General features: G+C 73.1%; 17 protein-coding genes. 7 read left to right on the top strand and 10 right to left on the bottom strand.

All coding sequences use genetic code 11. From position 1 onward, the window contains the following. The first annotated feature begins 228 nt into the window (after positions 1–228). Entirely contained in the window at positions 229–1710 is a 1482-nt protein-coding gene (locus AC559T_RS21095; RefSeq protein ID WP_498869825.1) for a class I SAM-dependent methyltransferase, read from the top strand. Positions 1711–1783: 73 nt separating this feature from the next. On the opposite strand, the gene AC559T_RS21100 is transcribed toward AC559T_RS21095, so the two are convergent. Beyond that, on the bottom strand, positions 1784–3385 hold the full coding sequence (locus AC559T_RS21100; protein ID WP_112104986.1) for an aldehyde dehydrogenase family protein: 1602 nt from the start codon (positions 3383–3385) through the stop codon (positions 1784–1786). Continuing rightward, entirely contained in the window at positions 3382–4830 is a 1449-nt protein-coding gene (lat, locus tag AC559T_RS21105) for an L-lysine 6-transaminase (protein ID WP_498869857.1), read from the bottom strand. The genes AC559T_RS21100 and lat overlap by 4 nt, the downstream gene beginning before the upstream one ends. Before the next feature lie 397 nt (positions 4831–5227). On the opposite strand from lat, the gene AC559T_RS21110 reads away from it, so the two are divergent. The 4 genes from AC559T_RS21110 to AC559T_RS21125 all read left to right on the top strand — a co-directional run bounded on the left by AC559T_RS21110 (position 5228) and on the right by AC559T_RS21125 (position 11152). Next, complete coding sequence (locus AC559T_RS21110; RefSeq protein ID WP_498869826.1) at positions 5228–7120, top strand: protein kinase domain-containing protein; 1893 nt, start codon at positions 5228–5230, stop codon at positions 7118–7120. A 228-nt stretch (positions 7121–7348) separates the two neighbouring features. Further along, positions 7349–9406, top strand: a complete 2058-nt coding sequence (locus AC559T_RS21115) for a protein kinase domain-containing protein (RefSeq protein ID WP_498869827.1) — start codon at positions 7349–7351, stop codon at positions 9404–9406. Between the two features lie 160 nt (positions 9407–9566). Then, positions 9567–10007, top strand: coding sequence for a carboxymuconolactone decarboxylase family protein (locus AC559T_RS21120; RefSeq protein WP_498869828.1), 441 nt, complete (start codon positions 9567–9569; stop codon positions 10005–10007). A gap of 161 nt (positions 10008–10168) precedes the next feature. Next, entirely contained in the window at positions 10169–11152 is a 984-nt protein-coding gene (locus tag AC559T_RS21125; protein WP_498869829.1) for an ADP-ribosylglycohydrolase family protein, read from the top strand. A 110-nt stretch (positions 11153–11262) separates the two neighbouring features. Here AC559T_RS21125 and AC559T_RS21130 read toward each other — a convergent pair whose 3' ends face one another. The 3 genes from AC559T_RS21130 to AC559T_RS21140 form a co-directional block, all read right to left on the bottom strand. Continuing rightward, positions 11263–12381 carry a S8 family peptidase gene (locus AC559T_RS21130; protein WP_498869830.1) on the bottom strand — a complete coding sequence of 373 codons (1119 nt, stop codon included), beginning with the start codon at positions 12379–12381 and terminating at the stop codon, positions 11263–11265. Positions 12382–12556: 175 nt separating this feature from the next. Beyond that, complete coding sequence (locus AC559T_RS21135; protein ID WP_498869831.1) at positions 12557–13531, bottom strand: hypothetical protein; 975 nt, start codon at positions 13529–13531, stop codon at positions 12557–12559. Between the two features lie 140 nt (positions 13532–13671). Continuing rightward, complete coding sequence (locus AC559T_RS21140; protein ID WP_112105194.1) at positions 13672–14205, bottom strand: peptidase inhibitor family I36 protein; 534 nt, start codon at positions 14203–14205, stop codon at positions 13672–13674. 1264 nt (positions 14206–15469) lie between these two features. On the opposite strand from AC559T_RS21140, the gene AC559T_RS21145 reads away from it, so the two are divergent. Then, on the top strand, positions 15470–16657 hold the full coding sequence (locus AC559T_RS21145) for a glycoside hydrolase family 26 protein (RefSeq protein ID WP_112105193.1): 1188 nt from the start codon (positions 15470–15472) through the stop codon (positions 16655–16657). 74 nt (positions 16658–16731) lie between these two features. Here the strand turns inward: AC559T_RS21145 and AC559T_RS21150 are convergent, their stop codons facing one another. Then, positions 16732–17493 (bottom strand): NAD(P)-dependent oxidoreductase, encoded by a 762-nt coding sequence (locus AC559T_RS21150; RefSeq protein ID WP_235013723.1) that lies wholly within the window; start codon positions 17491–17493, stop codon positions 16732–16734. Positions 17494–17554: 61 nt separating this feature from the next. Here AC559T_RS21150 and AC559T_RS21155 point away from each other — a divergent pair, with 61 nt between their 5' ends. Next, positions 17555–17971: a winged helix-turn-helix transcriptional regulator gene (locus tag AC559T_RS21155; RefSeq protein ID WP_131626673.1), complete on the top strand. Its 417-nt coding sequence runs from the start codon at positions 17555–17557 to the stop codon at positions 17969–17971. Positions 17972–17983: 12 nt separating this feature from the next. On the opposite strand, the gene AC559T_RS21160 is transcribed toward AC559T_RS21155, so the two are convergent. From AC559T_RS21160 to AC559T_RS21175, 4 genes are all read right to left on the bottom strand, one after another. Further along, positions 17984–18757: an SDR family NAD(P)-dependent oxidoreductase gene (locus AC559T_RS21160; protein ID WP_498869832.1), complete on the bottom strand. Its 774-nt coding sequence runs from the start codon at positions 18755–18757 to the stop codon at positions 17984–17986. Positions 18758–18782: 25 nt separating this feature from the next. Continuing rightward, entirely contained in the window at positions 18783–19967 is a 1185-nt protein-coding gene (locus AC559T_RS21165; protein WP_498869833.1) for a thiolase C-terminal domain-containing protein, read from the bottom strand. Further along, entirely contained in the window at positions 19964–20404 is a 441-nt protein-coding gene (locus AC559T_RS21170) for a Zn-ribbon domain-containing OB-fold protein (protein WP_235013722.1), read from the bottom strand. The genes AC559T_RS21165 and AC559T_RS21170 overlap by 4 nt, the downstream gene beginning before the upstream one ends. 83 nt (positions 20405–20487) lie before the next feature. Beyond that, positions 20488–21702, bottom strand: coding sequence for an amidohydrolase family protein (locus tag AC559T_RS21175; RefSeq protein WP_498869834.1), 1215 nt, complete (start codon positions 21700–21702; stop codon positions 20488–20490). Between the last annotated feature and the right edge of the window lie 161 nt (positions 21703–21863).

The raw sequence follows: 21863 nt of genomic DNA on the forward strand, positions 1-21863 counted from the left end.
CGCGCGACGCGATCCGCGACACCGTTTGCGACACCCCTCGCCGGGGGGAGCATGGGCGGTGACGTGGGTTCGCGTCGCCCTGCCTTCGCCGACGCCACCCCTGGCAGACTGATGGGCCGAGTTCCGCGTGCACCGCGAGACCGGCCTCCGGGCCGCGTGGCGCACCGCGCGGGCCCGGTGGCGGCGCCTCCGGCAGGCGGACCCGGTATCCCGGGACCGGAGGAGAATGTGACGGTCGATCGTCCCGTCGACACAGAACCCGACCAATCCGCGCTCGACCAGCCCGCGCTCGACCAGCCCGCGCTCGATCACCAGCCCGCCGCCGCGACACGGCCGGACCGGCCCTCAGCGCCGCCGCTGACGGCCAACGCGGGGCCGCCTCGGCAGTGGAGCCCCCCGACGACCCGGCCCGCGGGCTTCGACTGGCCGTCCGAGGTCGACCGGGCCGGCCGGGACCTGCTGCTCGACCTGTTCGGGCCCGACCCGGAAGTCCGCGTCGAGATGTGGGACGGGTTCATCCTCGGGCCCGACACCTCGACGAAGGTGGTCATCCGCTCGCCGCACGCGCTGCGGCGGGCGCTGTTCCACCCCGGCGAGCTGGGGTTCGCCCGCGCCTACGTGGCCGGCGACGTCGAGATCGACGGGGACGTCTTCGCCGCGCTGGCGCTGCGGGAGCGGATCGCGCGGCTGCGGCCGTCCCCGGCGGCGGTGCGGGCGCTGGCGGTGCTCGTCCGCCAGTTCGGCCCGCGGCCGCCGCAGCCGCCTCCGGAGGAGGCCCGGATGCGTAGGCGCGGCCGGCAGCACAGCCGTTCCCGCGACGCCGCCGCGATCTCCCACCACTACGACGTCTCGAACGACTTCTACCGGCTGGTCCTCGGGCCGTCCATGACCTACTCGTGCGCGGTCTGGGACTCACCGGCCACCAGACTGACCGCCGCGCAGACAGCCAAGCACGAGCTGGTCTGCCGCAAGCTCGGTCTGCGGCCCGGCGAGCGGCTGCTGGACATCGGCTGCGGCTGGGGCAGCATGGCGCTACATGCCGCGCACCACCACGGTGTCCAGGCGGTGGGGATCACGATCTCCGCGGAGCAGGCGGCCGAGGCACGCCGCCGGGTCACCGAGGCGGGCCTGGAAGACAGGATCGAGATCCGCCTGCAGGACTACCGGGAGATCACCGACGGCCCGTTCGACGCGATCAGCTCGGTGGGCATGGTCGAGCACGTCGGCCGGGCGAAGCTGCCGATCTACTTCGACAACCTGTTCCACCTGCTCCGGCCGGGCGGGCGGCTGCTCAACCACGGCATCTCCTTCCCGGGCGACCCGGTCGGGGCCGCCCGCGGCCGGCCGCGACTCGGTCCGCTCCCACTACCCCGCGATGCCGACTTCCTGCACCGCTACGTCTTCCCCGACGGGGAGCTGCACGAGATCGGCGCGCTCGTCACGCTGATGCAGGGCGGCGGCTTCGAGGTGCGCCACGTGGAGAACCTGCGCGAGCACTACGCGCTGACGCTGCGGGCGTGGGTCGCCAACCTGGAGAACCGGTGGGACGAGGCGGTCGCGCTGGTCGGGGCGGGCCGGGCCCGGGTGTGGCGGCTGTACATGGCCGGCTCCGCGCTCAGCTTCGAGGCCGGCCGGTCGCAGATCCACCAGGTGCTCGGCGTACGCCCCGATTCCGGCGCCTCGCACCAGCCACTGCGGCCGTCGTACTGACCGGCCGTCGTACTGAACGGCCGCCTTCCTGAACGGCCGCGGCGGCCGGGCCGGGGTCGGGTCCCCGGTCCGGTCACCGCGGCAGGCGGAAGCCGAGGTCGGCCGGGGGGACGGAGACGTCCATCTGGGCCTTTTGGAGGCGGCCGGAGAGTTCCCAGGTCAGGGACTGCCAGCGGGTCACCTGGTCGAGGACCCACTGGCCGGACTGACGGGCGCCGTTGCCGGAGCGCCCGTTGCCGCCGAAGGGCAGGTGCGCCTCGGCGCCGGAGGTGGAGGTGTTCACGCTGACCATTCCGGCGCGCACCCCGCGCCGGAAGCGCCGGACGGTCACCGGGTCCCCGGTGAAGATCGACGAGGACAGCCCGTAGCCGGGCAGGTTCGCGAGCTCGACGGCCTCCTCCAGGTGGCGGTAGGTGGTCAGCCCGACGATCGGGCCGAAGGTCTCCGCGGTGAACAGCTCGTCGTCGGGGCGTACCCGGTCGACGACGACCGGGTGGTAGTAGAGGCCGGGCTCGGGGTCGCCGACGAACCCGCGCCGCGGGCTGGCCGGGCCGATCCGGCCGAGCGCGGTGGACCCGAACGGCTCGTGGTGGTCGCGGACGCACGCCAGATGATCCTCGAACCCGGCGGCGAACCGCGCGTCGAGCAGCGGGCCGTAGAGGACGTCCCGGGTCGGGTCGCCGAGCACGGCGCCGCTGACGGCCGCGGCCAGCCGGCGCCGGAACGCGTCGTGCACCGACTCGTGCGCGATCACCGTGCCCAGCGAGGTGCACCGCTGGCCGGCCGTCCCGAACCCGGCGAACAGCGCGGCGGCGACGGCGGCGTCCAGGTCGGCGTCGGGGGCCACGACCATCGGGTTCTTGCCGCCCAGTTCCAGGCAGGGCGACTGCAGGTGCCGGCCGCAGAGCGCGCCGACGAAACGGCCGACGGCCGTCGAGCCGGTGAAGCCGACCTTGTCGACGAGGCCGGCGTCCAGGGCGCGTTCGAGGCCGAGCGAGGTGGCCGGGCCGTCGGCGAGGACGAGGTTCGCCACCCCGGGCGGAACGCCGGCGGCGGTCAGCAGGTCCATCAGGGCCGCGGCGCAGGCGGCGGCGTACTCGGCGGGCTTCCACACCACCGCGTTGCCGGTCAGCAGCGCCGGCACCAGATACCAGGACGGCACCGCCACCGGGAAGTTGCCGGCGGTGATCACCATGACCACGCCGAGCGGCTCACGGTAGGTGAACAGCTCCCGGTCGGGCATCTCGGAGGGCACCGTCTGGCCGTGCGGGCGCCGGCCCTCGCCGCGGAACAGCGCGCAGGTGTCGATGATCTCGCGGACCTCCCCGCGCGCCTCCGCCAGCGGCTTGCCGACCTCCCGGGTGACCAGCCGGGCCAGTGTCTCCGCGTTGTCCTCGACGAGCCGTCCGAAGGCGCCGACGACCTCGCCGCGCACCGGCGCCGGGACGTCGGCCCACTCCCGCTGGGCGGCGCGGGCGGCGGCCGCGGCCGCGACGATGGCCTCCGCCCCGTCCAGCACGACCTCGGCGACGACGTCGCTCAGGCGGGCCGGGTTCGTCGAGCTGACGACGCGCGCGGTCTCCGGGGCGATGCCCGCCGGGCCGGCCGCGGCGTACAGGTCGTGCTGGCGGCCGCCGATCACCGCCGCCACCCGGCGTGGATGAACGAGCGTCATAGCGGTCCTTTCTCCTGCGTGGCGGTGACCGGCGGCGAGGCCTTCTCAGCAGCCTCGGGCTCCGCCGGAACGAGGGACTCCGGCGAAACGAGGTGGGTGAGCACCCGGTCGAGGGCACGCACCCCGGCGGCGAGCTCCTCTGCGCCGATGGTGAGCGCCGGACGGAAGCGCAGCGCCCGCTCCCCCGCCGGCAGCAGCAGGACGTGCTCGCGTTCCCGCAGCAGCCGGACGACCTCGTCGCGCAGGGCACGGTCGGGCAGGTCCACGGCGCACATCAACCCACGGCCGCGGGCGTTGCTCAGCAGGCGGGGGTGGCGGCGGGCCAGCTCCTCGAGTCCGGCCAGCAGATCGGAGCCCAGGACGGCGGCCCGGTCGAACAGCCGCTCCGACTCCATGATCTCCAGCATTCGCCGGGAACGCACCATGTCGACGAGCCCACCGCCCCAGGTGGAGCTGATCCGGCCGGGCAGCCGGAAGACGTTGTCGGCGACCTCGTCCACCCGCCGCCCGGCCATCACCCCGCCGAGCTGGACCTTCTTGCCGAACGCGACGACGTCGGGGCGCAGGCCGAGCTGGGTGTGCGCCCAGGCGGAGCCGGTCAGGCCCACCCCGGTCTGCACCTCGTCGACGACGAACAGCGCGTCGTGGCGCTCGCACAGCGCCGCCATCGCGCGCAGGAACTCGCCGCGGAGGTGGTTGTCCCCGCCCTCGGCCTGGATCGGCTCGGCGAGGAAGCAGGCGATGTCGTGGCGGTGGCGGGCGAACGCCTCCTCGGCCTGCGCGAGCGCGCGCCGCTCGGCGGCGACCACCGCGTCCAGCGCCGCGCCGGTGCAGGGGAAGGTCACCGCCGGGCAGTCGACCCGGGGCCAGTCGAAGACCGGGAAGCGCGCGGTCTTGACCGGCTCGGTGTTGGTCACCGAGAGGGTGTACCCGCCGCGGCCGTGGAACGCCGACCGCAGGTGCAGCACCCGCCCGCCGAGCTCGGCGGGCCGCCCGTGTGCCTCGTTGTGCCGGCTCTTCCAGTCGAACGCGCACTTGAGGGCGTTCTCGACGGCCGCCGACCCGCCCTCGACGAAGAACAGGTGCGGCAGCTCCGGGTCGCCCAGCACCCGCGCGAAGGCCTCGACGAACTCGGCGTAGGCGGCGGTCGCCATGTCGGGGTTCGCCGGCTTGTTGACGGCCGCCCGGGCGAGCTCGGTGAGGAACTCCGGGTCGCCCAGCAGGGCCGGCGGGTTGATCCCGAGCGGCGCGGAGGCGAAGAAGCTGTAGAGGTCGAGGTAGCGCGTCCCGGTACGGGCGTCGACGATCGTGCTGCCGGTGCTGGCCGTCAGGTCGCAGACGACGTCGTACCCGTCGGTGAGGACGTGTCGGGACAACATCGGGATCACGTCGGCCGGCTCGGCCCGGGCACGGCTCCCCCCGCCCGGGCGGCCCGCGACACTCATGACGGCCACGGCCGGCCTCCTTCCAGCACCGCGCGGCCGTCCCACGAGGACGTCCGCGTCAGGGCACCAGGGTCGCGGTTACCGAGCGGAACCGCGATCCGATCATGGACAGCCCGGCCCCGCGGGCCGCCGGCACCCGGCCGCCCGCCACCCCATCGCGCCACACGAATCATCTCCTACCAGGACAGATCAGACACCAATACAGGCACCTGGCGTGGTACGTCGACCCCGCCTTCTGGGAACATCCCCTTCTGGGATCACCGGAAAAGTCCGACCGGTCGCGTTCCGGCGTCCCCGACAGGTTCCACCTGGAACGTCCAGCGTCACCGGACGCACCAGGCGGGCCACCACCGAGCGCCGCACGGGCGCCCCCGCACGAGGAGGTATCCAGGACGCGGTGCTGACGCCCCTGACCACGGACGACCCGCAGCGGATCGGTCCGTACCGGCTGGCCAACCGCATCGGCGCGGGCGGCATGGGCATCGTCTACCTCGGCTTCTCCGACGACGGCAAGCCGGCCGCGATCAAGGTTCCCTCGGCGGGGCTGGTGGACGACCCCGAGTTCCGCGCCCGCTTCCGCCAGGAGGTGGACGCCGCCCGCCGGGTGCGCGGCAACGCCGTAGCCGCCGTCATCGACGCCGACCTCACCGGGACGCGTCCGTGGATGGCCACCGAGTACGTCGAGGGCCGCAACCTCACCGACGCGGTCGCGACCCGGGGCCCGTTCGACGAGCGCCTGCTCACCGGGCTCGCCGTCGGTCTGGCCGACGCCCTGGTCGCCATCCACGCCGCCGGGGTGGTGCACCGTGATCTCAAACCGTCCAACATCCTGCTGGCCTGGGACGGGCCCCGCGTCATCGACTTCGGCATCGCCCGGGCCGAGAACAACACCTCGCACACCCGGGCCGGCAGCCTCATCGGCACCCTGACCTGGATGGCGCCCGAGCAGCTGCGCGGCGAGCGGGCCGGGCCGGCCGCCGACGTCTTCGCATGGGGGGCGTGCGTCGCGTTCGCGGCGGCCGGGCAGCCGGCGTTCCGCGGCGACCGGGCCGAGGCCGTCGGCCTGCAGATCCTCACCGGCGAGCCGGTGCTGGAACGCCTGCCACCGACCATCGAGCCGCACGTGCGCGCCGCGCTGCGCAAGGAGCCGGCCGCGCGGCCCAGCGCCGCCGAGATCCTCGGCGGGCTGCTCGGTCGGCCGGTCAGCGGCCCGGCCGACTCGGACGCGGCGACCGGGCTCCTGATGAGCCGGTGGTGGAACCTGCCGCCGACCCCGCCCGAGGGCGCCACGCCGCTGCGCGGGCACCCGCCGGCGGGCAGTCATCCCCGGGACGCCGATCCACACGGTGCCGGTCCACGGGGCGGCCCACCTCCCAGCGACTCCTACCGGGGCGCCCGTCCCCACGACGGGTACCCGGGCGGAGCGCAGCTCCAGCCCGGCCACCGGCCGAACCCCGGCCCGCCGGACGCCGGCTACCGCGGTCCGGACTCCGGACCGCGGGGCGGCTGGGCCGACTCCGGCCAGTCGGGCGGTGGCTGGCCCGGCTTCGGCGGGCCGGGCGCGGGACCGCCCGGAGCAGGACGTCCGGACGGCGGCGGACGGCCCGATCACGGCCGTCGCGGGATGCCCGTGGCCGTGCTCGCCGCCCTGGCGGTGCTGCTCGTCGTCGGTGGCGTCACCGCGGGAGCCCTGCTGCTGTCGGGCAGCGAGGGGGACGGCGGCCAGGCCGGCCCGTCCACGGGGCCGGACGTGACCTCCACCCTGAGCGGCCCGACCACCGCCCCCAACGGCGGGCCCACCACCTCGGCCGGGCCGACCGGGCCGGTCACGAACCCGACGAGCCCCGGCTCGGGCGCCACCACAGCGCCACCGACCACACCCGGGAGCGGGCCGACATCCACCTCGACGCCACGGCGGGTGATGAGCGCCGACGAGGCGGCCGGGGTCGTCCGCGAGCATGGCTACACCCCCGACATGGGCTCCTACGACCCGGACCGGATGCTCAACCTCGTCCGCGGCACCAGGCAGGGGGATGACGGCCGGCAGCGCCAGACGGCGTTCGTCTTCGCCGACGGCGAGTACCAGGGCACCGACACCAAAGCGCCGAGCAACGCCATCACGGTGGAGGTCAGGACGAACACCGACGCGACGGTGACCTACCAGACCTACGTCGCGAACGGAACGACACCCACGGGGACGACGTCGGTGCGTTTCCGCTGGAACGGCACGGATTTCGTGGCCCTCGACCCCATCCCGTCCGATGATCCGACGGTGGACAACCACCGCTGACGTGGCCATCGAGAACCGGCGACCCACCCCCCAACCGGGCGAGTGTGACGGGCACAACGGACGCACCCGGACGGGCCTACCGCGATTCGGGCACGAGAGTTGGCATTGTGGGACGCCCGACACAGTCGGGCGAAAGCAGCGCGCTCATGACATCACGGACAGGGGGCGGACGACGCCCACGGCAGGATCGACGCAGCGGCCCGGCCGGGCCGGTAACGAGGGGGCACGGTGCTGACACCGCTGGCGGCGGGTGACCCCCGGCGCATCGGCCCGTTCGAGATCCACAACAGGATCGGCGCCGGCGGGATGGGCTCGGTGTACCTCGGGTTCACCGCCGAGGGCCGCGCCGCGGCCGTCAAGGTGCCCGCCGAGGGCCTCGCCGGCGACCCCGAGTTCCGCGCCCGGTTCCGGCGCGAGGTCGAGGCCGCCCGCCGGGTCCGCGGCCGCGCCGTCGCCGCGGTCGTCGACGCCGACCCCGACGCGACCTCGCCCTGGATGGCCGTCGAGTACGTCGAGGGCACCAGCCTCGCCGACGCGGTGATCCGGCACGGCCCGCTCGAGCAGCGGCTGCTGCACGGCTTCGGGGTGGGCCTCGCCGACGCCCTCGTCGCCATCCACGCGGTCGGCGTGGTGCACCGCGATCTCAAGCCGTCCAACATCCTGCTCGCCTGGGACGGGCCGAAGGTGATCGACTTCGGCATCGCCCGGGCCAGCGGCACCCCGACCCACACCCGCACCGGCATCCTCGTCGGCACCCCCGCCTGGATGGCGCCCGAGCAGCTGCGCGGCGAGCGCGCGACCCCGGCGGCCGACGTGTTCGCCTGGGGTGCCTGCGTCACCTACGCGGCGACCGGGCACCCGCCCTTCGGCGGCGCCGAGCCGGCCGACGTGCTGACCGTGCTGCGCCGCGACGAGCAGCCCGACCTCGACGGCGTCCCGCCGGACCTGCTGGCCGCCGTGCGGGCGGCGCTGGCCCGCCGGCCCGAGGCCCGCCCGAGCGCGGCGGAGCTGGTCCGGACGCTGGTCACCGAACCCGGCTCGCGCGGCGGCTCCCCTGATCCCGCCCGGGCGGCGGCGAACGCGCTCACCCCGTGGCAGTGGGAACCGCCCGCGTCACTCGCGCACCACCCCGCCCACTCCGGCCGGGATGAGCGACCGGCCGCCGAGCGGGCCGAGCGACCGGACCGGGACGAACGGGCGACGCAGACGGCGCGCGGGGAACGAGAACGCGGGGAGCGGGGCGAGCGCGGAGAACGTGCCGGACGGATCGCGGCCGCGGCCGGCGCGGTGGCCGGCGCCGCCGACCCGGGCGGGCCCGCCGCCGGCATCCGGCGGACGGCGACGCGCGGGCCCGGGGGGCCGGCCGGCGGCCAGGGGGACGGCCCGGCGAAGTTCCGCGCCGTCGACCGGCCCACCCAGCCACTGGCGACCCGCGCGGACCCCGGTTCCTGGGAGGAGCCCCCGGGTGGGGACTCCTCCCTCGGCACCGTGCCCGTGCCGCGGTTGTCGGCGCTGGCCGACAACCGGAACGAGACCACCGACCCGTCGATCCGGCCGCGCCGGACCGCCACCGTGGCCTCGGTGTCGGCGTTCAACGCGGCGGAGGTGACAGGGCCGTTGCTGACCGCCCAGGCCCCCGCCGCCACCGGGGCCGGAGGGACCGGCACCAGTACCGGTAGCGCCGCCGGCGGCGCCGGTACCCGGGCCGGTGCCGGCGACCAGCCGACCGGCCGCGACCGCGAGCCGGACCACCCAGGTGGCGCCAGGGCGGAGCCGGGGGCCTGGCCGCCCGACCCGCGGGCGTGGCTGAGCCTGCTGGCGGCATCCGGCCGGCGGGACCGTGCCGCCATGGTCGCGGCCGTCGTCGCCTTCGGGCTCGTCGTCGGCGTGGTCGTCCTGCTCACCGCGTCGGACGCCTCCCGGGCGGAGAGCGGCCCGAGCCGCCCGTCCCCGGGCCCGTCGCAGCGGGGCGTCACCGCCACCACCCCGCCCGCCACCACCTCCCGGCCCACCGTGGTCGCGCCGACCACCGTCGCGCGTACCGGCCGTGCCGAGCCGGGGCAGGGCAGCGCGCCGCCGACCCAGGCCGGCATCCCGGCCGGCCCGGAGCCGACGGCGGGCGTCCAGACCGACCCGTCGGCGCAGGCGACACCGACGCACGCCGTCTCCCCCACCGGCGACGCCTCCGCCCCGCCGACGCCCGACCCGTCGCTCTCGGCGACACCGTGCGCCGCCGGAGCCCGGCCGGAGGGTGTTGTCGCCACCGCCACGCCCGAGCCCTGCTGACAGGACGCCCCGCCGACGCCCGGCCCGCCCGCTGGCGGCGCCCCGACGCAGCCCCGATCATGTGACCGGGAGCACATCGAGACGGTGTCACGGTGCGCCCCGGGACGTCGTCGTCGAGGTGGAACCATCCCACGGCACGCACGATGACGAGGAGGTCACCATGCAGCGCATGGACATGGCGAGCGTCGTACCGAACGCCTACAAGGCGGTGATGGGCCTGGAGAAGTACGTCCGGTCGACCGTCGACGGGACCGTGCTGGAACTGGTGAAGCTGCGCGCGTCGATCCTTAACGGCTGCGCGTTCTGCGTGGACATGCACAGCCGCGACGCGCTCGCCGCCGGCGAGTCGAGCCGGCGGCTGTTCGCGGTCGCCGCCTGGCACGAGTCGCCCTTCTTCAGCGAGAAGGAGCGGGCGGCGCTCGCACTGACCGACGCCGTCACCCGGCTCGGCCAGGACGGCGTCCCCGACGACGTGTGGAACGGCGCGACGAAGGTCTGGAGCGAGGAGGAGGTGGCGAACCTGGTGGTCGCCATCGCGACGATCAACGTCTGGAACCGCGTCGCGATCTCGACCCGCACCCAGCCTCCCGCGACGGTCTGACCGTCCGCGGCCTCGCCGGCCGCGGACGGCGAGGCGGATCGCGAGAACGGTGAACCGTGGCGGCCTGAGCGAGTCCATAGTGACACTCAGCCGCCGCGCATCGCCCCGGACTGCGTCGGGGCATCCGGGGGCGTCGGGATGGCTGGCCGGGGGAGGGTGTCGTGACGTCCAGGGGCCAGACATTCGCGGGGGGACCGGTTGGGGCGGCGTCCGCGGCGGGGCGGATCGCGGGGGCGCTGACGGCGTACGCGTGCGGCGACGCCTTCGGGCTCCCGTGGGAGGGGAGCGCACCGCGGGACGTCGACCTCCGGCGGGCCGCGGACATCCCGGCCCGCGGGCGGTGGGAGCGCGGCAGCACCTCCGACGACACCGCGCTGACTCTGCTCGTCGCGGAGCACCTGACCACCCACGGCGGCGCGGGTGATCCGGCCGCGCTGATGGGGACGCTGGCCGACCGGGCGGCGTCGATCTACGGGCTGGGCCCGAGCACGATCGCCGCGATCGACCATTTCCGCGCACACGGGAGGCCACCGGCGCGGGGCGGCCGTACCAACGGCGCCCTCATGCGGGCGCTGCCGATCGGCTGGGCGACCGCGCCGGAGGCGACGGAACGGCGCCGTCAGTGGGTGCGCGCGCTGTCGACGATCACCCACCCCGACCCGGTCGCGCAGGCCGCGGCGGCCGTTGCCGCCGCCTGCGCATCCTGGGCGGTCGAGGGCGTGGACGGGCCGATGCTGCTGGCCGTGGCGGCGGCGGAGGCCGACGCGCTGGCCGGGCCCGCCGCGCTGGCAGGGGTCGACGCGGTTCAGTCGCTTTCCGCTCTGGTGAGGGCGATCGAGCGGGGACGGTGGGCACCACCGCCGGCCGGGGTCAGCCTCGACCCGGTGGAGACCCTCGGCGCCGTGTTGCACTGCGTGGCGACGCGGCCGACGCTCGGCGCGGCGCTGACGGCCGCGATCGGTCTCGGCGGGGACACCGACACGGTCGCCGCCCTCACCGGCGGAATCCTGGGGGGCCGCCACACGCCCGAGGAGATCCGCGCGGAACTCCCCTGGAGCTCACGTGCCCTGCTCCCGCCCCGGGGCACGATCGACGTCCTCGCGGACGGCCTGGCCACACTGCGCGAGCCGGGCCCGGCGGGCTGACGCGAAGCGCGTCTCCCCCGCCGAGCCCGGCCTTGCACTGGGCTGTCTCAGGTTTTCAAGATCGTTTTTGCCTGAGGCGGAACGTCAACATTGTTGACTATCTTGATGGGTCAGAAGCCCGACCCGCGTGAGTAGAGCAGCAGGTTCGGCGAGCCGGCGCCGATGTTGGTCAGCGCGCCGCGGGTCGCGGTGTCCACGATCGCGTCGCGCACCTTGTTGGGCCCGGCGCCGGGATGCTGCTGCAGGTAGAGCGCCGCCACACCGGTGACGTGCGGGGTCGCCATCGACGTCCCGCTGATGGTGTTGGTGGCGGTGTCGGAGGTGTTCCAGTCCGAGGTGATCCCGGTCCCCGGAGCGAAGACGTCCACGCAGGAGCCGAAGTTGGAGTACGTGGTGTCCCGGCTGTCGGCGGTCGTCGTCGCCCCGACGGTGATCGCCCGGGGCACCCGCGCGGGCGAGATGGCGCAGGCGTCGTCGTTGCTGTTTCCCGCGGCCACCGAGTACACCAGGCCGGAGGCGATCGACTGCCGCACCGCCTGGTCGAACGCCCGCGACGCGCCGCCGGTCAGGCTCATGTTCACCACGGCGGGGCCACTGCCGTGATGGGCGGTGACCCATTCGACGCCGGCTATGACGCCGCTGACGGTGCCGAACGCGGCGCAGTCCAGAACACGCACCGAGACGAGCCGCACCGACTTGGCGACGCCGTGCGCCGTTCCCCCGGTCGTTCCGGCGACGTGCGTGCCGTGGCCGTTGCAGTCCTCGGTTCCGTAACCGTCATCGATGACGGAGAAACCGCCGGAGGCGCGGCCACCGAAGTCCCGGTGGCTGGTGCGGACACCGGTGTCGACAATGTAGGCGGTGACCCTGGCGCCGGTCGAGGCGTACGTGTACGCCCGGTTCAGTGGGAGCTTGCGCTGGTCGATGCGGTCCAGGCCCCAGTCTGCCGTTCGCTGCTCGGTATCGGCCCGCACCACCTGGTCGGGTTCCACGTAGGCGACCTCGGGATCCGCCCGGACGGCGACAAGCTGAGCCGGGTCGAGCTGCGCGGAGTACCCGTTCAGCGTGTACTGGAACTCGCGGGTCACCTGGGCACCGAGATCCCGGGCCCGGGTCGCGGCCGCCGCGGAGGCGGCCGCCGAGGGCGCGGATTTCAGCACCACGATGTAACGGCCGGTGAGGTCGGGCGGCGCCGCGGACGCGGCACCCGGAGCAGTTAACTGGGTCATCGCCACTGCGCCGATGAATCCGCAGGTAGCCGCGGCCCGGCGTAGATGTCTCTTCACTGCTGCGTACTTCTCCTAACCCGGCCGGAGGATATCCGGCCTCGTCGCGCATGATTCCGTTTGATGGTTGGAAGCCGAACTTCGGTTCGCTTTCGCTGACTTCCTCGGGCTGGCAGGGCTAACCGAGTCCGAGGCTCCGCGCGACCTTCAGCTGGATCTCGTTGGTGCGCCTGATGCGCTCCAGCGGCTCCCGATTCGCGGCGACCTCGGGGCGCTGGATCTCCGACTCGACGGCGAACCAGACGCCGACCAGATTGGTCTGCCGCTTACAGGCGATGTCCGTGGTCGCGACGGTGATCTCCGCCGCCGACACCGGCCCGCTGCGGAAACGCGGGTCGCCGGCGGCCGCCAGCGGCGTCGGGTAGTCGAAATGATGGCCGTGCATGCACCCCGACCAGGCCCGCAGCGCCGCGCGTACCCGGGGGTCACGTCCGGAGTCGACATAGCTGTCCTGGGCGAGCCGCTGGGCGAGGTACATGTCCTCGACCGGCGGTGCGCCCGCGGTCAACCGGCGCTGCGCCTCACCGGAGCAGCCGCCGTCCGGCACGGCCTGGCCCGCGACCGTCCCGCCGCCGGTCCCGGTGAGCACCTCCAGCGTCCGGGGATCGACCGGTCCCGCCGGTCCCCCGGGCTTCGACGGGCCGGACTCGGGATCGGCACCGGAGTCGGGACCGGGCTCCGACACCCGGAATCCGGTCGCCCTGGCCTGTTCCAGGTCGGTGATGCCGTAACGGCGCTCGTTCAGCGTGGCCGGTCCGTCCACCGCGCCGGACCGCTGCGGGCTGGGCAGCCCGAACCGGTGCATGCACTCGGCGAGCAGGATCCGGTAGGACCGCGCGACCGCTTCGGACTCTTGCGGCCCGAGCAGGTAGCGGTCGAGCGGAAGGTGCAGCGCGGCGCCGTCGAGCAGCGCCGGCGGGCTTGTCGCCGACACCGTGGCCGCCGGCTGCGGTGGCGCGGCACCGCAGCCGGCGCCGAGCGCCGCCGGCACCAGCGCGGATGCCAGCAGGCAGCGCGCGGCGCGCCGCGGCCACCGGGCATCGAGCCACCCGCGGGGAGCAGGGCACCGGTGGCGGCCCGCCCTGGGGGGCATCGAGTCTCCTCTCGTTCCACCACCGGACTCCGGCCGACGGACCCGGAGCCGGTCCCCGTCACCGGTGACGGGGACCGGCTCCGCACAGCGTCCCGTCGGCGGGAGCGGTGAAATCAGGACGGATCAGCCGTTGGTCCGGCTCAGATCCACTGGAACGACTCGACGTTGTTGCGGAACGTGCTGGTGAAGTTTCCCCCGCTGTTCGGGGCAATGGTTCCGTTGGTACCGGTGTAGTTCACGCCGGTGTAGACCCGGGCGGTCAGGTGGCGGTCGTAGTTCCAGACGGACTCCGAGTTGTTGCCCACATAGGCGCCCTGGCCGGCACCGGGCGAGTTGAACTTGTTGTTGTTGAGGTTGCTGTCCGCGAAGAAGAAGTCCGCGTGGCTGCCCGAGTAGTTCTGGTAGTACCACAGGCAGAGGTCGCCGTCGCCGTTGCTGTACAGGTTGCAGGCGCCGTCCAGGTGCGCGGCACCGACACCCCCGGTGCTGTTACGGGTGGCCTTGGTCGAGGCCGCCCCGACGCTCGAGACGCTCGCCGGTGCGGGCGCGTCGACCTTCGGGCTGGTGACGGGGCCGGTGGCCGCGCCGGCCGGCTGCCCGACCGCGACCATTCCGGCCATGAAGGCCCCGCCGAACGCGATGGCCATGCCGCGACGAATGGCTGTTCTGTTCATGAAGAAGCTCCTTGCGTAGTTGGGTCGGTTCGTGCGTGCCGCTCCCGCGACGGCATCTGGATCACTCTCCGGAAAGTTGATCGAAATCGTTCACGCATCATGTGGCCGGGTGTCCCTCCGACCTGACCGCGAGATCGACAACGACTCGAATCGCCACCTGACGGACACATTTCGCGCCTGCCGCCGGATCACGTTTCGGCCGTAAACCACCGCCCGGATAAGTAGAACCCGTATGCGCGACGAAAATATGAGGGCGAGGCGGTCGGTGTCCAGGACGCCCACCTGGCGCGTGTCGACGGCAATGGCCGGCGGAATGTCACCGTCGCACACGTGTCGCACACGTCCGGCCGAAACAGAAGGAAAGTCCGGATACGTTTGGCGATTCGGGGCGACGTGCCCGGGTTACGGCACGCATTCGAGGCCCCGGCCGCGGCGGAGAAACGCCTCGACGCCCGGCGCCACGCGGCGACCTGTCGTGGCCGCGACACCAGCCGCCGCGTGGCTCCCAGTGTTCTCGCCGACGGCGGCCCACCCCGCCGGCCATCGCAACGGGGCGATCGCCGCACCCGGGCTCGCCGGCCGCACGCGCGGCCCGCCGCCGACCGTGGAACCCGGCCCGCCACCGCGGTGCGGTGGCGACCACCGACGGCGCCCAGCCCGCCGCTCCGGTGCGGCGACGGCCACCCAGGCGCCGCGGCACCGAGAGCCGGAGAGACCAAGAGGGGCCACAAGGGTAGGAAAGGGACGAAAGACATGAACCGAAGGTGCCGGTCGCGAACCTGACACCGCTGGCGGTTCGAACAGTGGCATCGCTACCGACCGGTAGCTCAACCGGCGTCGCGCCCGGCCCGTCGGGCACCGCCGCACGGGCACCCCCGGACCACGTGCTCCACCGGGGATGTCCGCTCCCCGCAGCCGGTCCGGGACGCCCCGTGACCCGCCGACCGCCCGACCGCGGACACCACCCCGAAAACGACGGGGCCACAATTCCGGCCGGCGCCGCCGATGTGCCACACAGCGCGCGATGTTGTCGCCGCAACAGTCACGGCGTTGCCCAACCCCCGGTCGTTGACAACCCGACGACCGTTTTCCTACGGTCGCCCTGCGTCCGGACAGATGGCCTTGGAGAAGCCGGCGACCGGCGCCGTTAATTGCAGACGGGATGGGGAGGGGGACATACCCGAACGTCTGAGGAGACGAATCGACAATGCTGTCAACAGTGAAGAAAAACCGGCGGGCGAAACCAGCGGCCAGAAACAGGGCCGTGCTGCCCGCGCGAGCCGCGCTCGTTGTCGCGGCCGCCGCGGTGGGGCTGTCCGCCTGCCTTCCGGCCCAGGGCTCGGGCGGCGGCGCCGGCCCGGTACCGAGCGCGACCGCCTCGGTCACCGCCGCGCCGACGAGCACGGTTCCGCCCAGCACCGCCCCGACCAGCACCGCTCCCGCCGGCACGCCCGGCCCGAGCACGCCGCCCACCGCGGGTGCCACTCCCACCGCCGGGGCGACGCCGGGCACCAGCCCGGCGCCCGGCGGAGGCGGCGGGACTCCCGCCGCGGCCGCACTGAGCGGTACCGGCTACGCCGACCACGATGAATGGGCCTCGTGGCGCGGCTGGCCGGTCCAGATCTCCGAGACCTGGAACGACGCCAAGGACCCGGCGACCGGCGTCACGACCTGGGGGTCGATGAACGGTCTCTACACGGTCAAGCAGTATTTCACCGACGCCGCCTGGCCGGGTGAGCTCAGCCTCGCCCAGCCGATGTTCGCCGGCGACCAGAACGTGAAGGACTGCGCGACCGAGGACCAGATCTCGACGCTCATGAACAAGCTCGTCGAGTACTGGCCGTCCAAGAACGCCTTCATCAGGCTCGGCTGGGAGTTCAACGGAAACTGGTACCACTGGAGTGTGCAGCCGGGCGACGCCGAGGCGTTCAAGGCCTGCTGGATCCGCTGGCACGACGTGGTGAAGTCCATCTCGCCGGACTTCAAGCTGGTGTGGAACCCCAACGCCGAGAGCTCCAACCAGGACGTCGACGTCACCGAGTTCTGGCCGGGCGCGCAGTACGTCGACGCCGCGGGGCCGGACTTCTACGCGATCAGTGACAACGGCCAGCTGCGCGACCCGGACAAGCGCGGGCCGCACGGCGAACCGCTGGGCATCGGCGCCTGGGCTGCCTGGGTCGCCGAGAAGGGCGTCCCGCTGGCAGTGCCCGAGTGGGGCGTCAACGACCAGGACTGGGGCTCGACCGACCCGGCGTTCATCACGCAGATGCGCACGGTGTTCACCAACGCCGCCGCGTCGCCGACCGGGCTGGCCTACGAGTCCTACTTCGACGGCTCGAAGGCCTACAGCTGCAAGTTCACCCTGCACGACAAGGAATGCGGCTACGACTACCACCAGGCGGCCGCACAGCGCTACAAGGAACTCTGGACGGGGCCGTACACGAGGTCCTGATCCGGGTACGCCGGGGCGGTGGCATCCCACCGTCCCGGCGTCCGGCGGCCGCCCGTTCGCGCCACGGCCCGCGGTCACCCGATTCCGGTGCCCGCCTCGTCCACGGCTGTGCTCGGCGCGGGCAGAACGGCCACCTGGGTCCGGTGCAGGGTCGGGGTCTCGGACTGATCCGCCACGGCCCGCGCCAGCTGGCCGTACCCGAGCACCCCTTCGAACACGCGGTGGTCGACGGGCGGTTCGACGAGCGCGTAGCCCGCCGTGTCATCGACGCCATCGGCCCGCAGCCCCGCGGGTGGGGTGACGACCAACCAGTCGTGCGCCGACGCGAGGCGGCGTAGCGCGGGCAGCTCGCGGGCGTGGGCCCGTGCGAACGGCAGAAGCCGTGGCGGGAAGACCGCCGGGTCGTCCATGACCGTGCTCCCGTCGGCCATGGTCAGCGTGGCGAACAGCCCGACCGTGATCAGCCGGGTCGCCGGCGACCCCCGCGCGGCGCCGACGACCCCGGCCACGACATGTTCGTAAAATGCCTCGTCAAAATCGTCGAACGAAGGCGGCGGCGCCGAAAAGGGCGTCACGGCGACTATGACGACATCGGCCTCGCGCAGAATCTCGACGAGGTCGGCGCCGCGGGTGGCATCCGCCTCTGCCACGTCGACCCCGAGGTCTCCGAGTGAGGAGTGTCGACGGATGTCCCGCACCACCCCGGTCACTCGATGTCCCCGGATGACGAGCTCCCGGCTGACGGCTCGTCCGGCTCGGCCACCGGCACCGAGCACGGCAGCGCGCAGTTGAGCAGGTGGCCGGGGTCCCGTCCCGGCGGGCTGTGTTCCTGTCATGGTGGAGAAACTAGGGGACGATGGGCCGGTTACCGCAACGTGACCGGCTACCCTTGGCCGAATGGAGAACGCGGCCGAAGCCCCGACGTTCGATCCGGCCTGCCCGATGAGCGCATTCCCGGTGCGGATCGGCGACAAGTGGACCGCGATGGTCGTCCTGTGTCTCGAGGCGCGGCCACGGCGGTTCACCGAGCTCAGGCAGATCCTCGGCTCGGTGAGCGCGAAGGTCCTGACCGAAACCCTCCGCGCGATGGAACGCGACGGCCTGGTGAGCAGAAACGCCTTCGACGAGAACCCGCCCCGGGTCGAGTACCGGCTGACCGCCCTCGGCCGGTCGCTGCTGCAACTGGTCGACGCGGCCCGGAGCTGGGCCCGGGACAACCTCGACGACCTCCTGGCCGCCCGCCGGCACCACGACGACCTGCTTCTCCGCGGTCACGGCACCGTCTCGCACCCAGGCTCCGTCAGTTCTTCCTAGAGGCTTCCCTTCCTAGAATCTTCCCGGGGTGGCGAAGGTCCGAACGGCTTCGGCTCGGTCGTCGACTCTGGACCGGTTGATCGCGTTCTCGACGGACCGCTGCCCGCCGGCGATCCACACCGGGCCGTTCGCGAGATTGTCCAGGGCCTCCTGCGCGGCCTCGTCGGCGGGCTGAGCGGCGTCCAGTAGGTACCCCAGCCGGGCCATCGCGGGAGTGGCCGTGAAGCCGACGCAGAAGTGGAGCACATCGACTCCGTACTTCTCGCACTCAATCCACAGCGCCTCGCTGAAGATGCGACTGAAGGCCTTCGAGCCGCAGTAGGCGGCGAGCGACGGCGCGCCCATGTAACCGGCGCTCGATCCGGACAGGATGATTCCCCCGCGCTTCCGCCCGCACATGAGGCCGCCGTAGTGCCGGGCGAACTCGGTCTGGCCGAGGACGTTGACGGCGATGACCGCCCGGTAGACCTCTGGATCCAGCTCGACGAGGTCCCCGCGGACGCTGTTGGCCCCGGCGTTGTAGATGAGCAGGCCGATCTCGATGTCGTCGGTCACGGTCCGCGTCTGCTCGAGGGCGTCCGGCCGGCTCAGGTCGACGGATAAGACCCGTACCTCCGTACCGGCTTCACGCAGGTCGTCGGCGAGGGCGTTCAGCGGGCCCGGCTTGCGCGCCGTGAGAACCAGATTGAATCCCTGGGCAGCGAGCTTGCGGGCATAGCCTTCGCCGATTCCCTCCGAGCCGCCGACCACCAGAGCCCAGGGTCCGTACTTCTCCAACAAGCTCATGATTCTCCTTCCGGATGGGCGCCGCTCACCAGCGGCGGAGCAGCACCCCGCCGCCCGGCGAGGCGCCGACCCCGGAAGCGTAGAGGGCGACGTCGGCGCCGGCCACCTGGTTGACGGCCGTCCCGCGCAGTTGCCGGACGCCTTCGAGCAGGTGGGTGATGCCCTGCAGATAGACCTCGGCGAGATTCCCGCCGTGGGTGTTGACGGGAATGCTGCCCTCCCGCCGGATGGCGCCCCCTTCGACGAACGGGCCGCCCTCGCCGATACCGCAGAAGCCGAAATCCTCGAGGCTCATGATCACCGACGGCGTGAACCCGTCGTAGATCAGTGCGACGTCGACGTCCTCGGGGCCCAGACCCGCCCGCTGGTAGAGATCGCGGGCGGCTCGGCGGTGCCCGGTGCTGACGAAATCCTCGTCGACGGTGTTGAACGACGCGGTGGCCCACTTGTACTCGCCGGTCGCCGCGACCGCGCGGAGGCGCACGGGTGGCTGGCGCAGGTCCCGGGCACGCTCGGGCGTCGTGACGATCACGGCGGCGGCGCCGTCGGACTCCATGCAGCAGTCCAGCAGCCGCAGCGGGTCACAGATCAGCCGGGAGGCGTGATGATCCTCGACGGTGATCTCCGTGCGGAAACGCGCGTCGGGGTTGTTCGCCGCGTTGCGCCGGGCGTTGATGGCGACCTGCGCGAACTGCTCGGTCGTCGTGCCGTGCAGCGCCATGTGCCGGCGGGCCTTCATCGCGTAGATCGCGGCCGGCAGCGCCATGCCGAACGGCGAGGTGTAGGACGCCGACAGCCCAATCGCCTGCCCCGGCTGCACACCGGCGGCCACCGACTGCCCCAGCCGCGCCTGCTGGATGATCGAGCGCACGACCACGACGTGGTCGGCCAGTCCGGTGGCGACCGCGGCGTAGGCGCCCGCCACCGCGCCGGGCAGCCCCGAGCCGCGACCGCCCCAGGTCATGCCGGCGTACCGCAGCTCCCGGGTGCCGAGCGCTACGGCCAGGTCGGCGGGCAGGGTCGGGTCGTCGCAGTAGCCGGCGAACCCGTCGATGTCCCTGACGTCGAGCCCGGCGTCGGCGCAGGCGTCGTGGACGGCGTCGAAGGCGATGCGGGTCAGGCCGAGCGCCGCCAGCGAGCCGCGGGTTCCGTACTGTGAGTGACCGATCCCGACGATGCACGCGGCGTCCCGGATGAACCCGCCGCTCATGCCAGCGTCCGGAAGCAGGGCAGGGCCAGGCCGTCGCCGAAGGTCACCGGCGCGAGCCCGACCCGCTGCCCGACCTGGAGGTCGTCCTGGGTCCAGGCGTCGACGACGTTGCTGAGGATCCGCACGGGATCTCCCTCGGTGCCGTCCAGCGTGACGACGGCGACGTTGTAGACGGCCGGTCGCGGCTCGGCCGCCCGCGTCCGGTCGGGCACCCAGATGTAGGAGTACACGGTGCCGGTGCCGGGCACCGTCGACCACTCCCACTCCGGTGAGCTGCAGCGGTAGCAGCCGTCGGTGGGCGGGTAGCGGTGCGCGCCGCAGGACGCACACCGCTGGACGTCGAGGCGCCCGGCCGCGGCCGCCCGCCACATCCCCTCGTTGACCGGGGCCACGACAGGGTCGGGCATGCCGGCCGGCCGGTTGACAGCTTCGGTCACCGTTTCCGCTCGCTCCCTTCTCATTCCGGACGGGTTGCACGCCGGACGGACTGCACCCCGGTCGGGTTTCGCGCCGGCCGGGATCAGTCCTCGATGCCGAGCAGGCGCGCGGCGTTACCGCGCATGATCATGCGCACCGAACGCTCGTCGAGGCCGTCCAGCTTGGCCGCGAACTCCACCGGCCACAGGACCCCCTCCGGGTGCGGGTAGTCGGACCCGAAGAGCACACGCTCCGGGCCGATCGCCCTGACCAGGCCGACCACGTCCTCCTCGTAGAACGGCGAGACGTAGAGGTGCTCCAGGAGGATCTCGCTCGGCCGGCCGACCACCTCACCGCCCGGCCAGTGCCCCTTACGGCCCATGTGCGCGGCGTGGTCGACGTCGTGCAGCAGCGGGACGACCCAGTTGACGCCACACTCGAGCGCGACGACGGTCAGCCGCGGGAACCGTCCGAACAGGTTGTTCAGGACGTAGGACGCGAGTGTGTCGGCGACCGGCCTGCCGGAGACGAGGTACCACTGGAACGGCGTCTGGCCCTGCAGGGGCGGCGTCGGCGACTCGCCGAACTGCACGCCGAGCGTGGCCAGGTAGCGCGGGTCGGTGCTGTGGAAGACGAGCTTGACGTCCGCCTCCTGCAACCGCGACCAGAACCCGTCGTACACGGGGTCGGCCGGGGATCGGCCCCACAGCGGACCGGGCTTCATGACGACGGCGCGGGCGCCGGCGGCGATGACCCGCTCGATCTCGGCGGTGGCCAGCTCGGCGTCCACCAGGGAGATCATCGGCGCGGTGATGATCCGGTCGTCCCGGTTGAAGCCCCACTCCTCGTCCAGCCAGCGGTTGTAGGCGCGGATGTTCGCGTAGAGCGCGGGGACGTCGTCGTGCAGCTCGTTCTCGGCCTGCAGCATCGCCGTGCCGAGCATCAGGCCCGCCTGGACGCCCTGCTCGTCCATCTTCGCTATGCGCGCGTCGCGCTGCATCATGTCGGGGTGGTCCCAGCCGCGGATGATCTCGCGGTGGACGAAGCCGTCCTTGCTGTCGGGGTCGTCCAGCATCTGGCGCAGCGATCCCGGCGCGCCGATGTAGTCGGTCTGGATCACCCGCATGAAACGGAACTGCCGGTCGCCGAAGTAGAGCTTGCCGCGACCCCTGGCGTCGACCCGCACGTTGATGGCGCGGTCGGCGAAGGCCGGTTCGATCAGGCGGGTAAAACAGTCGTACGGCTCATAGTAGTGATTGTCGGCGTCGATCAGCGGGTAACCGAGATCCGGACGAGTTTCGGGTTGCTGGGTACTCACGAGAAGGCTCCCCACTCAGTACGTCGCCCACCCACGCCTCGCGGCGCGCGAAAACTGGACACCGGAACGGACAGGATGGTGCGGACCTCGCCCGCACCAGGCGGAGGAACTCGGCCGCGCGCTCGGCGATCCTCCTCCCGCCGGAACTCACCTCTGTGGGG

This window comes from Frankia sp. Hr75.2, from assembly GCF_949319125.1.
Classification (GTDB): Bacteria; Actinomycetota; Actinomycetes; order Frankiales; family Frankiaceae; genus Parafrankia; species Parafrankia soli.

Coding starts and splice junctions, on each gene's coding strand:
- AC559T_RS21100 (WP_112104986.1), bottom strand. CDS start 3,385: ATGACGCTCGTTCATCCACGCCGGGTGGCGGCGGTGATCGGCGGCCGC.
- lat (WP_498869857.1), bottom strand. CDS start 4,830: ATGAGTGTCGCGGGCCGCCCGGGCGGGGGGAGCCGTGCCCGGGCCGAG.
- AC559T_RS21120 (WP_498869828.1), top strand. CDS start 9,567: ATGCAGCGCATGGACATGGCGAGCGTCGTACCGAACGCCTACAAGGCG.
- AC559T_RS21130 (WP_498869830.1), bottom strand. CDS start 12,381: ATGACCCAGTTAACTGCTCCGGGTGCCGCGTCCGCGGCGCCGCCCGAC.
- AC559T_RS21135 (WP_498869831.1), bottom strand. CDS start 13,531: ATGCCCCCCAGGGCGGGCCGCCACCGGTGCCCTGCTCCCCGCGGGTGG.
- AC559T_RS21140 (WP_112105194.1), bottom strand. CDS start 14,205: ATGAACAGAACAGCCATTCGTCGCGGCATGGCCATCGCGTTCGGCGGG.
- AC559T_RS21150 (WP_235013723.1), bottom strand. CDS start 17,493: ATGACAGGAACACAGCCCGCCGGGACGGGACCCCGGCCACCTGCTCAA.
- AC559T_RS21155 (WP_131626673.1), top strand. CDS start 17,555: ATGGAGAACGCGGCCGAAGCCCCGACGTTCGATCCGGCCTGCCCGATG.
- AC559T_RS21160 (WP_498869832.1), bottom strand. CDS start 18,757: ATGAGCTTGTTGGAGAAGTACGGACCCTGGGCTCTGGTGGTCGGCGGC.
- AC559T_RS21165 (WP_498869833.1), bottom strand. CDS start 19,967: ATGAGCGGCGGGTTCATCCGGGACGCCGCGTGCATCGTCGGGATCGGT.